Source organism: Type-F symbiont of Plautia stali (assembly GCF_059731105.1).
On the sequence record NZ_AP035909.1, the window covers coordinates 3,762,312 to 3,774,529 of the forward strand.

Consider the following 12,218-nt stretch of genomic DNA (forward strand, 5'->3'; position numbering starts at 1 on the left):
TCCCTTCTGTTACGCAATGAGGTGAAGCAAAAATGGCAAGCGCACGGGCTGGCAGGCGGAGCCAGCAATCGTTAAGTAAAGACGGGAGTGGGGAAAAAAGCGACAGCAATCAAATAAAAACGCCAGCCCGGAGGCTGGCGTGGCAGGAATCAGCAGAGTTCGAGGTGCACCTCATGCTGTTCAATCACCTTCATGACGCTGGCGGGCGGCATCTTGTCGGTGTAGATGTAATCCAGCAGACTCATATTGCCGAGGTTAACCATGGCGTTGCGGCCAAACTTCGAGTGATCCACAACCAGCAGCGCACAGCGGGAGTTTTCGATAATCGCGCGCTTGGTCCGCACTTCGTGATAGTCAAACTCCAGCAGCGAGCCATCCATATCGATGCCGCTGATGCCGAGAATGCCGTAATCCAGCCGGAACTGCGAAATGAAGTCGAGCGTCGCCTCTCCCATTACTGCCCCATCGCGGGTGCGCACTTCGCCCCCGGCAATAATCACCCGAAAATCGGGTTTGCCCATCAGCAGCATCGCCACGTTGAGGTTGTTCGTCACTACACGCAGATCGCTGTGGTTGAGCAGCGCATGCGCCACCGCTTCCGGCGTGGTGCCGATGTCGATAAACAGCGTGGCCCCATCCGGGATCTGGCTGGCGACCCGCTGAGCAATGCGCGCTTTCTCCGCCGACCACATCATTTTACGATCGTGCCAGGCGGTGTTCTCAGAGCTGGAGGGGAGCGCCGCGCCGCCGTGGTGGCGCTGAATTTTGTTCTGATCGGCCAGATCGTTGAGATCGCGACGGATGGTCTGCGGGCTGACCTCAAAATGATCCACCAGCTCCTCAGTACTGACATATCCCTGACGACGGACCAAATCGATAATCGCGTCATGACGTTGCGTCTGCTTCACATTCCTCTCCTGTTAACCCGCAAAATCTCTTTACCGACGCGTAACGTTACGCGTATCCACCAGCGCCATCGCCAGCCCGACCAGCAGACCGGCGACGTGCGCTGCGTTGGCAATGGCCAGGCCAAAGACGCCGAACCAGCCAATCACCAGCCAGACCAGCGCAAAACCGATCAGGCCACGTTCAAGATAGACGCCGCTGTCGGGATCGCGCTCGCCGCGCAGCCAGCAGTAGCCCATCAGGGCATACACTACACCCGACAGGCCGCCAAACCAGATGCCGCTGAATTTCGCCTGCAGCCAGCCGCTGAGCAGCGCGGAAATCAGCATAATGACAAAGAGTTTGCCGCTGCCGAGCCGCTTCTCAACCGCCCCGCCCAGATACCACCACCACATCAGGTTAAACAGAATGTGCAGCAGCGAGAAGTGCAGCAGTGCATGGCTGAACCAGCGCCAGACCTGAAAATGCTGGTCATCGTCCGGCCAGGCGAGCCAGGCCATCACGGTCTGATCGCCCATCACCTGCATCAGGATAAAGACGGCGATACAGAGCACCATCACCGTCATCGTCAGCGGCCCGGCGCGCTCACGAATGTTTGCCCAGATGTTACTGCGCTCATAGCGCAGCCCGCTGTCGGTTTTGCCGCTGTGCCAGCTGGCCGCCTGATAGCGTGGGTGATTAGGGTCATGCAGAAACTGCTGAAGTTCGTTTTCGACCACGGAAAACTGGCTCTCATCATCCAGCATGATGACATAGTGCTGGTCATGCTCAATACGCAGCGTCACGCCGCGCGTTGCCATGTAGTCCACAAACGCCTGCGCCATGCGCGGCTGATTAAATTGGGTAATGCGCATCAGTAACTCTCCGTGTGACAGGCGGCCACTTACTCACTGCCCAGGGCAACCTGCTGCGGAAAGGCCGCGCGCCAGGCATCGAAACCGCCATCAATACTGTAGGCCGCACTGAAGCCCTGCCCCAGCAGATATTGTGCTGCACTTTTACTGCTGTTGCCGTGATAGCACATCACCAGCACCGGCAGGCTGTGGTCTGCACGACTGATAAAGTCGCTGAGGTTGGTGTTGGTCAGATGCAGCGCACCCGCCGCATGGCCCATCGCAAAGCTTTGCGGATCGCGGATATCGACCAGCAGTGCCCCCTGCGCCAGACGCGCCTGCGCCTGCTGCACATCAATACATTCGAACGTTTCCATGGGATCTCTCAAAGTCATCACAATAGCGCGTAGTGTAACCCGAGAAGCCACGCCGATAACCTGACAATCGTTACGGGTATCTGTTTTTTTGGTGGACATAATGTTAGCTATATCACGCAAAAATGTTTTTAGCGGGTTAAAAGCTGGCGCTAATGTTGGTTTGCGACTATGATAATGCTCGAAAACGAACATAAGTGAACTATTCCGAACATCGGAGGAGATGACGTGGAAACCAAAGACCTGATCGTGATCGGCGGCGGCATCAACGGTGCCGGCATTGCAGCAGACGCTGCAGGACGCGGACTGTCGGTGTTAATGCTGGAGGCGCGGGATCTGGCTTGCGCGACCTCCTCTGCCAGCTCGAAACTGATTCACGGCGGCCTGCGCTACCTTGAACATTATGAATTCCGTCTGGTCAGCGAAGCGCTGGCTGAGCGCGAAGTCCTGCTGAAGATGGCGCCGCACCTGGCCTTCCCGATGCGCTTCCGTCTGCCGCACCGTCCACACCTGCGTCCGGCGTGGATGATCCGCACCGGCCTGTTTATGTATGACCATCTGGGCAAACGCACCAGCCTGCCAGGCAGTAAAAGCCTGCGCTTTGGCGCGGATTCGGCCCTGAAGCCGGAGATCACGCGCGGATTCGAATATTCTGACTGCTGGGTTGATGACGCCCGTATGGTCGTGCTCAACGCGCAGGAAGTGGTGAAGCGCGGCGGCGAAGTGCGGACCCGCACCCGCGTGACCCGCGCCTGGCGTGAAGGCGGTCTGTGGAAGGTGGAAGCGGAAGATGTCGACAGCGGCAAAACCTACACCTGGCAGGCGAAAGGCCTGGTCAACGCTGCAGGCCCGTGGGTTAAGCAGCTGTTTGACGACAGCCTGAAGCTCAAATCCCCTTACGGTATCCGCCTGATCAAAGGCAGCCACATCGTGGTGCCGCGCGTGCATACCGAAAAGCAGGCTTACATCCTGCAGAACGAAGATAACCGCATCGTGTTTGTGATTCCGTGGATGGATGAGTTCTCCATCATCGGCACCACCGACGTGGAGTACAAAGGCGATCCGAAAAGCGTCAACATTGATGACAGCGAAACCGACTACCTGCTGAAGGTGTTCAACGCCCACTTCAAAAAGCAGCTGACCGCTGACGACATCGTCTGGTCTTACTCCGGTGTGCGTCCTCTGTGTGATGACGAATCGGACTCACCGCAGGCGATCACCCGCGATTACACGCTGGATGTCCGTGATGACAACGGCCAGGCGCCGCTGCTGTCGGTGTTTGGCGGCAAGCTGACCACCTATCGCAAGCTGGCCGAGCACGCGCTGGAAAAACTGGCGAAGTACTATCCGAACGCCGGTCCGGCATGGACGAAGAACTGCGTGTTGCCGGGCGGGAACATCTCCGGCACCCGTGAGGATTATGCGGCCAGCCTGCGTCGTCGCTATCCGTTCATCAGTGAAAACATGGCGCGTCACTTCTCACGCACCTACGGCAGCAGCACTGAAACTCTGTTAGCCGGGGCGAAAAGCCTGAACGATCTGGGTGAGAACTTCGGTCACGAGTTTTACGAAGCGGAGCTGCGCTACCTGGTGCAGCATGAGTGGGTTCGCGAGCTGGATGATGCTATCTGGCGTCGTACCAAACAGGGTATGTGGCTGACGAAAGAGCAGCAGGCCCGCGTGGCAGAGTGGCTGGCCGCGAAAGCAAAACCGGCACTCTCGCTGGCCTCTTAAGCAGGCCGCAGTAAGCAGAAAGCAGGCTCCGGCCTGCTTTTTTTATGGGTGGCTGACCGCGAACTTAACCGGTTAAACCGTGCCGCGGCCCTTTCCCCTCGCACGCTCTCCCCCTGTCACCCTGCCGTTTCCCCCCTCAGCATTTGCATGCAGCGCCTCGGGTTTCGCCTGCCGCCAGGCCGCTCACCATCGTTACCTTAAATCTAACGTTTCGCTTTTTTGCTTAATTGAACGCGGTATGCAGAACGCGCAGACTTTCTTCAGCAAAAACGTCAGTACCGCGATTCTAATCAGGAGGTTGAAATGAACACAGGCCAAACGCCTGCCCGGGAGTGGAACACACGCCGCAATGAAAAAGCGCGTCGTATGGCCGCCTTCCCCCTTGATGGCAAAGTCATTCCTGTTGAACGAGCCACAGAAGCCCTCGAACACTTAATTGCCCCAGGCGACCGCGTGGTGCTGGAGGGGAATAACCAGAAACAGGCTGACTTCTTATCCCGCACCCTGGCGCAGGTAAATCCGGCAAAGATTCACGACCTGCACATGATTATGCCCAGCGTCGGTCGCAGTGAGCATCTCGATATTTTTGAAAAAGGCATTGCCCGCAAACTCGACTTCTCTTTTTCCGGCCCGCAGAGTCTGCGCATGTCGCAGCTGCTGCAGGATGGCCAGCTGGAAATCGGCGCTATCCACACCTATATCGAACTCTACTCCCGCCTTTATGTTGACCTCTGCCCGAATGTGGCGCTGATTGCCGGTTACAAAGCTGACCGCAAAGGCAACCTCTACACCGGTCCGGGCACCGAAGATACCCCGGCGCTGGTGGAAGCCGCCGCGTTCCGTGACGGTATCGTGATAGCCCAGGTCAATGAACTGGTCGATGACGAAACCGACCTGCCGCGCGTCGATATTCCCGGCTCCTGGATCGACTACATCGTCGTTGCTGACAAACCGTTCTTTATCGAACCGCTGTTTACCCGCGATCCGCGCCTGATTAAGCAGGAACATATCCTGATGGCGATGATGGCGATTAAAGGCATCTACGCCGAACACCAGGTGCAGTCACTCAACCACGGCATCGGATTTAACACCGCCGCGATTGAGCTGCTGCTGCCCACCTACGGCGAACGGCTCGGCCTGAAAGGCAAAATCTGTAAACACTGGGCGCTGAACCCGCATCCGACGCTGATCCCGGCAATTGAGAGTGGCTGGGTGGAGAGCGTGCACTGCTTCGGCGGCGAGCTGGGGATGGAAGAGTATATCCGCGCCCGTCCCGACATCTTCTTTACCGGCAGCGACGGCTCGATGCGCTCTAACCGCGCCTTCTGTCAGCTGGCCGGCCAGTACGCAGTCGACATGTTTATCGGGGCCACCCTGCAGGTTGACGGGCTGGCCAACTCCTCGACCGTGACCCGTGGCCGCCTCTCCGGCTTTGGTGGCGCGCCGAATATGGGCCACGATCCGCACGGCCGCCGTCACGCGACCCCCGCCTGGCTGAACATGATCACCGAGCCAGACCCGATGCAGCGCGGGAAAAAACTGGTGGTGCAGATGGTCGAAACCTTCCAGGCCGGCGCAAAACCCACCTTCGTTGAAACCCTTGATGCGGTTGATGTCGCGAAATCCGCCGGGATGCCGCTGGCTCCGGTGATGATCTACGGCGATGACGTCACCCACGTGCTGACCGAGGAGGGCATCGCCTATCTCTATCGCGCCGAGAGCCTGGAAGAGCGCCGCGCTATGGTCGCCGCCGTGGCGGGCATTACCGACATCGGTCTGGGTGTGGATGCGGCGCGCGTCGCGGCCCTGCGTAAAAGCGGCAAAGTGGTCTATCCGGAAGATATGGGCATCCGCCGTTCCGACGCCACCCGTTCACTGCTGGCCGCGGGCAGCGTGGCTGACCTGGTCGAATGGTCCGGTGGTCTGTACAACCCGCCTGCTAAATTCCGGAGCTGGTAAATGAAACTCCTGTCCCAGACTCAAGCCGAGGCGCAGGCCAGCCTGCTGGCGACGCTGGCGCGCGATTGCCTGATCGATGAAGCACGTCTGAGCCCTAAGCCGGGTCTGGTCGACAGTCGGGGTAACGGCGCGCATCAGGATCTGACGCTGGCGCTGATGGAGCGCTCCGCTCACAGCCTGGCACCGACCTTTCTGGCGCTGGCCCGCCACAGCTGGCAGCGTCCCGCCGATATCGCCCTGCGCGAAACGGTCGGGCGTCTGGGCCGTGACGGCGAGCAGCAGATGATGGCGGCCACCGGTGGCGTGAATACCCATCGGGGAGCGATCTGGGCGCTGGGCTTACTGGTAAGTGCCGCCGCCATGCATGGCGGCGCTGCCAGTGCCGACCCGCTGACCCGCACCGCCGCCGCCCTGGCCAGCCTGCCCGACCGGGCAGCGCCGAAACTGTTCAGCAAAGGGTTAAAAGCGACGCACCGCTATCGGGTGCCCGGCGCACGCGAAGAGGCGCAACAGGCGTTTCCTCACGTGATGAAGCTGGCGCTGCCGCAGTTGCTGATCAGCCGGGCGGTAGGGGCCAGCGAAAGCGAAGCCCGCCTGGATGCGCTGATGGCGATCATGACTTCGCTCAGCGATACCTGCGTGCTGTCACGGGCAGGGATGGCGGGGCTGACGGCGATGCAGCACGGGGCACAGGCCGTACTGCTGGCGGGCGGCTGCCGCACCGCAGGCGGAAAGCTGGCGCTGGCGCAGCTTGATCGCCGGATGCTGGCCCTCAACGCCTCGCCGGGCGGGGCCGCCGATTTGCTCGCGGCGACGCTGTTTATCGATCGGGTCTGTTCGCCTGAACACACATATTTTTAGAGGCCATTATGGAACACATCACATTATCTTTACCCGCTAACCGCCTGCTCAGTGGCAGAGCGCTGGCCGGGGTCGTGGGTTCCGGTGATATGGAAGTACTGTACACCGCAACCCAGGGCGACACGCTGAACGTTGATATCACCACCTCACTGGATAACAGCGACGCCCGCTGGAAGGCGCTGTTTGACCGTCTGAATTTGATCAACGGCCTGCCGGCCGGCGAACTGATTATCCACGATTTCGGTGCCACACCCGGTGTGGCTCGTATCCGTCTTGAACAGGTTTTTGAAGAGGTGAGCCATGCGTAACGACGCCAGCTTTATTGAATTACGGGCGCGTGAACGCGCCCGTACGCTGCTGGATGCCGGCAGCTATCGCGAACTGCTGGATCCCTTTGAAGGCATTATGTCGCCATGGCTGGCCCCGCAGGGCGTGGTGCCGCAGTCCGATGACGGCATGGTCGTGGCACGCGGCACGCTGAACGGTCAGCCTGCAGTGGTTATCGCCATCGAAGGCACCTTCCAGGGCGGCAGCATGGGCGAAGTCTCCGGGGCGAAAATGGCGGCGGCGCTGGAGCTGGCGGCAGAAGACAACCGCAACGGCATTCCGACGCAGGCGGTGCTCTGCCTGGAAACCGGTGGCGTGCGGCTGCAGGAGGCCAACCTGGGGCTGGCAGCGATTGCCGATATTCATGCGGCGATTGTCGATCTGCGTCGCTACACCCCGGTGATCGGCATCATCAGCGGCACCGTTGGCTGCTTCGGCGGAATGTCGATTGCCGCCGCGCTCTGCAGCTACCTGATCGTGACACGGGAAGCGCGCCTGGGCCTGAACGGCCCGCAGGTCATTGAGCAGGAGGCGGGCATTGAAGAGTATGACTCGCGCGATCGGCCCTTTATCTGGAGCATGACCGGGGGCGAAATCCGCTACGCCAGTGGACTGGTGGATGCGCTGGTGGATGACGGCATCAACGCGGTAAAAACCGCGATGCATGACTTCATTGCCAGAGGCGTACCGGCGCAGCACCGCAGCGACAATTATGCCGACTTCCTGTCACGTCTGACGCAGTTCGACACCCGCCAGCAGGCGGACACCGCCCAGATCAAACAGCTTTTCGCCCGGGAGGAGAAATAATGACCCAGACAAGCAGCCGCGGTGCAACCTGGCTGGAAAAACTCGCACCTCATGCACAGCGTCTCAGTGGCCTGTGCGCCTCTGTTCAGGTGGCTGACGGCCAGCTGAATGGCGAAAACGTCCGCTTCATCGCCGTGGTGCCCGATGCTCAGAACCACTATCCGCGCGCCGCGCAGGGGGAAGTGGGTCTGCTGGAGGGCTGGACGCTGGCGAAAGTGGTGAATGAAACGCGGGAAGAGGATAAAAACAGCGCCGTGAAACGCCCGATTGTGGCGGTCATCGACGTGCCGAGTCAGGCCTATGGTCGTCGTGAAGAGGCATTTGGTATTCATCAGGCGCTGGCGGGCGCAGCGGGAGCCTATGCTAATGCGCGCCTGGCCGGCCATCCGGTCATCGGGCTGATTGTCGGCAAGGCGATGTCCGGTGCGTTCCTGGCACACGGCTATCAGGCTAACCGTCTGATTGCGCTTAACGATCAGGGCGTGCTGGTTCACGCCATGGGCAAAGCGTCGGCGGCACGTATCACGCTGCGTTCGGTGGAGTCGCTGGAGAAACTGGCCGCCACCATCCCCCCCATGGCCTATGACGTGAGCAACTTCGCCACGCTGGGTCTGCTCTCCGATCTGCTGAACGTGGGCAATCCCGATGCGCCGTCTGACGCCGACGTGGCGATGGTGGAAATCGCGCTGCACAAGGCGATCGGCGATGCCCGTCAGGACCCGAGCCTGAAAAACCGTCTGGGTGCCTCCAACCGTCACAGCTCTTCCCTGGTGCGCGAGCGTATGCGCGCGACCTGGTAAACCGATAAAAAAATAAACCTGCCGAATCCGGTCTGACGGGGCGTGTCACAGCGCCCCGGCGCAGTGGCCGTGTTCAGAATTATAAACATCGCTGTTTTTTGGAAAATTCTTTCTTAATAACAGGTGATTTATGATTTATATAATTGTGCATGCCCTTGCGCCTATTTTTGTCATTATGCTGCTGGGTTTCTGGGCCGGTAAGTGCGGAATGGTCAATAACAAAGACGTTTCGCTGCTGAATATTTTCGTGATGGATTTTGCGCTGCCCGCCGCGCTGTTCAGCGCCACGGTGCAGACACCCTGGTCGGGGATTGTGGCGCAGTCGCCGCTGATTGTGGTCCTGACCGGGGCGATGTGGATCACCTATGCGGCGATCTATTTCCTGGCCACCGGCGTATTTAAAAAGTCGCCACAGGATGCGGCGGTGCTGACGCTGACCGTCGCCTTACCCAATTACGCGGCGCTGGGCCTGCCGATTCTGGGCAGCGTGCTGGGCGAAGGGTCAACCACCTCGCTCTCGGTCGCTGTCTCTATCGCCTGCGGTTCGGTGCTGATGACGCCCTTCTGCCTGCTGATTCTGGAGCGGGAAAAAGCGCGCAGTGCGGGTGAGAATGTGGGGTCGACGCTGACCATGCTGCCGGTGCTCATGTGGCGCTCCGTTAAAAAACCGATCGTCTGGGGTCCGCTGCTGGGCGTGGTGCTTTCTGCGCTGGGCGTCAGAATGCCGGAGCTGGTGCTTTCAGCTATTAAGCCGCTGGGCCTGGCCGCCACCGCGGCGGCGCTGTTCCTGACCGGTGTGATCCTTTCTGCCCGTCAGCTGAAACTCAACGCCGTCGTGGGCGTCGGCACGGTGGCGAAACTGCTGATTCAGCCCGTGATTGCCTGGGGTCTGGTGCTGGCGCTGGGGCTGAACGGCTCAGTGGCGATCACCGCGATCCTGATGATTGCGCTGTCGGCCGGTTTCTTTGGTGTGGTGTTCGGCAACCGCTTTGGCGTTCAGTCGCCCGATGCTGAAGCCGTGCTGCTGTTAAGTTCGGTGCTCTCTATTCTGTCGTTGCCCCTGTTCATTACGCTGACATCAGGAATGTAATATGACCGCGCCCTGCCCCCACGATCTGCTCTGGCTGCGTGACCGCAGCGCATTAGCCACGATCTCAGCGTGCTGGGTCGGGACGTTCTGGCATCCCGGCCTGCCGGTGGTGGTGCGGCGCGATCATCGCGAATCCGGTCTGATCCCGATTGGGGTGCGCGGTGAACGGCGGGAGCAGCGTGCCGCCGGATGGGTTCATCCGGACGATATTGTTCGGGTGATAACGCCGGAGAGGCTGGCCGATCGCCCCCTGCTGCAGGCTTCCCCTTTCAGTGCCTTTGCCCCGGTTCGCGCGGCGATCGTGCTGAGTGAGGCGGAGTGGCCGTGGCGCTGGGGGATCACCGGCAGCACCGGTTATGCGCTGGCGACACAGCAGCCCACGCTGCACGCCGCCAGCGATCTCGATCTGGTGATCCGCGCCCCGCAGCCGCTGGACAGGTCTGCGCTGCAACGGTGGCAGAACCAGACCGACGCGCTGGCGTGCCGGGTGGATACCCAGGTGGAAACGCCTGCCGGTGCGTTTGCCCTCAACGAGTGGCTGCGCGAGGGACAGGTGCTGCTGAAAACCGACACCGGCCCCCTGCTGACCGCTTCACCCTGGAGCAGAGAAACCTTATGAAAATACTCTTTACCTTTCCCGGCCAGGGCACCCAGCGAGCCGGCATGCTGCAGCATCTGCCTGACGGCGAGGCGCTGTTAGCCCGCGTGCGGGCGGTACTGGGCGACGAGACTGACAGGCTCGACAGCGACGACGCGCTGCAGCATACCCGCGCCGTCCAGCTCAGCCTGCTGATCAGTGGGGTCGCGTGGGCGCGCGAACTGATACGTCGCGGGGTGAAGCCGGATATCGTCAGCGGTCTGTCGATTGGCGCATTTCCGGCGGCAGTGGTGTCAGGTGCGCTCGATTTCAGCGACGCCCTGCGGCTGGTGGCATTGCGCGGCGACCTGATGGAGCAGGCTTATCCGCAGGGATATGGCCTGACGGCGATCACCGGCCTGACGCTGACGCATCTGGAAACGCTGCTGCCCGGCAGCCAGACTTACATTGCCAATCTGAATGCCGAAACGCAGATAGTAATTGCCGGTCGTGATGAGGATATGGCACGGGTGGCGCAGAAGGCGCTGGAGGCAGGCGCCAGTAAGGCGATCAGACTGGCGGTGAGCGTGCCGTCGCACTGCGCGCTGCTGGACAAACCGGCGGCAGAACTGGCGCGTGCGTTTGAATCCGTGCGCCTCTCCCGTCCCGATTGTGCTTACCTCAGCGGCTCAACCGCACGGGTGATCCACGACCCGGAGAAGATCGCCGAGGATCTGGCGTTCAATATGGCGCGGACCGTGCAGTGGTATGACACCATGGTCTCGGCTAACCAGCGCGATGCCCGTCTGGCGATTGAGATGCCGCCAGGCAATGTGCTGACCGGCCTGACCCTGCAGGCGGGCTGGCAGGGCGATGCAATCAGCCTGGAACGCAACGGCGTCGATGTGGCAGGTCATCTGGCTAAACGGCTGGAACGGTAAGGTTACGGGCATACATGCGCCCTTCTGCCGCCAGGGCCAGCAGGTCATTGTCGCGTTCGCGGCGATGCGAATAGACAATCGCAACCTGCTGCCGCATCTGATAAGGCGCTGCGAGCGTCAGCAGCTGGATATTGTTTTCATAGACTTTCCGCATCCTTCCCGGGATCAGCGCCAGGCCGACGCCCGCCTGCACCAGACTGATCATGGAGAAGATGTCATTCACCTTCGTCACCATGCGTGGTTCAAATCCCGCGATCTGAAACGCCTCCTGCGAACCGGCATAGGTGGCAAATCCCTCGGCCAGTGAGACAAAATCGCGGTCGGCATAGTCACGCAGATCGACCGGCGCGTCGCCGCTGCCCGTTTCGCCAGCCGGTGCCGCCAGACAGATCGTGTCCTCGAACAGCGGGATCACATCAAACCGGGCCTCGCTGAGTTCGCCCTCATGGGTGGCAATCAGGATCGCGTCCAGCGCATCATCTTCCAGCATATTCAGCAGCATCTGGTTAGAGCCCATGGTCAGATCCAGCTCCAGCGTCGGCCGGCGCAGTTTCATGCCCATGATCAGCCGGGGAATGGTCTCCAGGGTCAGCGAATAGAGTGTGCCAAGCCGCAGCCGTCCTCCGCCGATACCCGCCACTTTGCGGGCCTCCTCAATGCCTTTGCCCATCAGGGCCGTGACGTCGCGACAATAGTCCAGCAGCGTCCAGGCGGCGGGCAGCGGCACCAGATTGCGCCCTTTGTGGATAAACAGCGGGCAGTCGATGCCCTCTTCCAGCGTGTGCAGCGCGCGGTGCACGCTGACGCTGCTCAGCTCCAGCGCTTCCGCCGTGCGGGCGATATTGCCTTTCGTCATAAACATCATGAAGACACTGAGCTTCCGGAAGGTAATTTCCTGATTGATATTGTCACTCATGGGCTGCTGTTGCCTGTAAGGTCATTTTGCTTTTCCGCATAGTAGCGATTCTCCGCCAGCGTGTAATGATCTGGCTCGCAGCCGGATGATTTA

The 12,218-nt window shown here is 60.5% G+C and carries 13 protein-coding genes; 9 read left to right on the top strand and 4 right to left on the bottom strand.

Annotated features, from left to right (window positions below; translation table 11 throughout):
- Positions 1–149 precede the first annotated feature (149 nt).
- Genes AC6I7A_RS17975 through glpE form a run of 3 tightly spaced genes read right to left on the bottom strand, consistent with a single transcriptional unit; the run spans position 150 to position 2,116 of the window.
- The gene (locus AC6I7A_RS17975) at positions 150–908 is read right to left on the bottom strand and encodes a DeoR/GlpR family transcriptional regulator (RefSeq protein ID WP_009087722.1); all 759 of its coding nucleotides are present in this window, start codon (positions 906–908) and stop codon (positions 150–152) included.
- 30 nt (positions 909–938) lie between these two features.
- On the bottom strand, positions 939–1,760 hold the full coding sequence (gene glpG, locus AC6I7A_RS17980; RefSeq protein ID WP_009087724.1) for a rhomboid family intramembrane serine protease GlpG: 822 nt from the start codon (positions 1,758–1,760) through the stop codon (positions 939–941).
- Between the two features lie 29 nt (positions 1,761–1,789).
- Positions 1,790–2,116 (bottom strand): thiosulfate sulfurtransferase GlpE, encoded by a 327-nt coding sequence (glpE, locus tag AC6I7A_RS17985; protein ID WP_009087726.1) that lies wholly within the window; start codon positions 2,114–2,116, stop codon positions 1,790–1,792.
- Between the two features lie 225 nt (positions 2,117–2,341).
- On the opposite strand from glpE, the gene glpD reads away from it, so the two are divergent.
- From glpD to mdcH, 9 genes are all read left to right on the top strand, one after another.
- Positions 2,342–3,847 carry a glycerol-3-phosphate dehydrogenase gene (glpD, locus tag AC6I7A_RS17990; protein ID WP_058956980.1) on the top strand — a complete coding sequence of 502 codons (1,506 nt, stop codon included), beginning with the start codon at positions 2,342–2,344 and terminating at the stop codon, positions 3,845–3,847.
- A gap of 303 nt (positions 3,848–4,150) precedes the next feature.
- Positions 4,151–5,806, top strand: a complete 1,656-nt coding sequence (mdcA, locus tag AC6I7A_RS17995; RefSeq protein WP_058956979.1) for a malonate decarboxylase subunit alpha — start codon at positions 4,151–4,153, stop codon at positions 5,804–5,806.
- Positions 5,807–6,667, top strand: coding sequence for a triphosphoribosyl-dephospho-CoA synthase (locus AC6I7A_RS18000; protein WP_058956978.1), 861 nt, complete (start codon positions 5,807–5,809; stop codon positions 6,665–6,667).
- A gap of 8 nt (positions 6,668–6,675) precedes the next feature.
- Complete coding sequence (gene mdcC / locus AC6I7A_RS18005; RefSeq protein ID WP_009087734.1) at positions 6,676–6,975, top strand: malonate decarboxylase acyl carrier protein; 300 nt, start codon at positions 6,676–6,678, stop codon at positions 6,973–6,975.
- Positions 6,968–7,801 carry a biotin-independent malonate decarboxylase subunit beta gene (locus tag AC6I7A_RS18010; protein ID WP_058956977.1) on the top strand — a complete coding sequence of 278 codons (834 nt, stop codon included), beginning with the start codon at positions 6,968–6,970 and terminating at the stop codon, positions 7,799–7,801. Before mdcC ends, AC6I7A_RS18010 begins: the two co-directional genes overlap by 8 nt.
- The gene (gene mdcE, locus AC6I7A_RS18015) at positions 7,801–8,601 is read left to right on the top strand and encodes a biotin-independent malonate decarboxylase subunit gamma (protein WP_009087737.1); all 801 of its coding nucleotides are present in this window, start codon (positions 7,801–7,803) and stop codon (positions 8,599–8,601) included. The genes AC6I7A_RS18010 and mdcE overlap by 1 nt, the downstream gene beginning before the upstream one ends.
- 130 nt (positions 8,602–8,731) lie before the next feature.
- Positions 8,732–9,691 carry an AEC family transporter gene (locus AC6I7A_RS18020; RefSeq protein WP_058956976.1) on the top strand — a complete coding sequence of 320 codons (960 nt, stop codon included), beginning with the start codon at positions 8,732–8,734 and terminating at the stop codon, positions 9,689–9,691.
- A 1-nt stretch (position 9,692) separates the two neighbouring features.
- Positions 9,693–10,310 carry a malonate decarboxylase holo-ACP synthase gene (locus tag AC6I7A_RS18025; RefSeq protein ID WP_058956975.1) on the top strand — a complete coding sequence of 206 codons (618 nt, stop codon included), beginning with the start codon at positions 9,693–9,695 and terminating at the stop codon, positions 10,308–10,310.
- A complete protein-coding gene (gene mdcH, locus AC6I7A_RS18030) occupies positions 10,307–11,209 on the top strand; it encodes a malonate decarboxylase subunit epsilon (protein WP_058956974.1) in 903 nt (300 codons plus the stop codon). Before AC6I7A_RS18025 ends, mdcH begins: the two co-directional genes overlap by 4 nt.
- On the opposite strand, the gene AC6I7A_RS18035 is transcribed toward mdcH, so the two are convergent.
- Entirely contained in the window at positions 11,190–12,125 is a 936-nt protein-coding gene (locus tag AC6I7A_RS18035) for a LysR family transcriptional regulator (protein ID WP_009087744.1), read from the bottom strand. The genes mdcH and AC6I7A_RS18035 overlap by 20 nt on opposite strands.
- Positions 12,126–12,218: the final 93 nt, after the last annotated feature.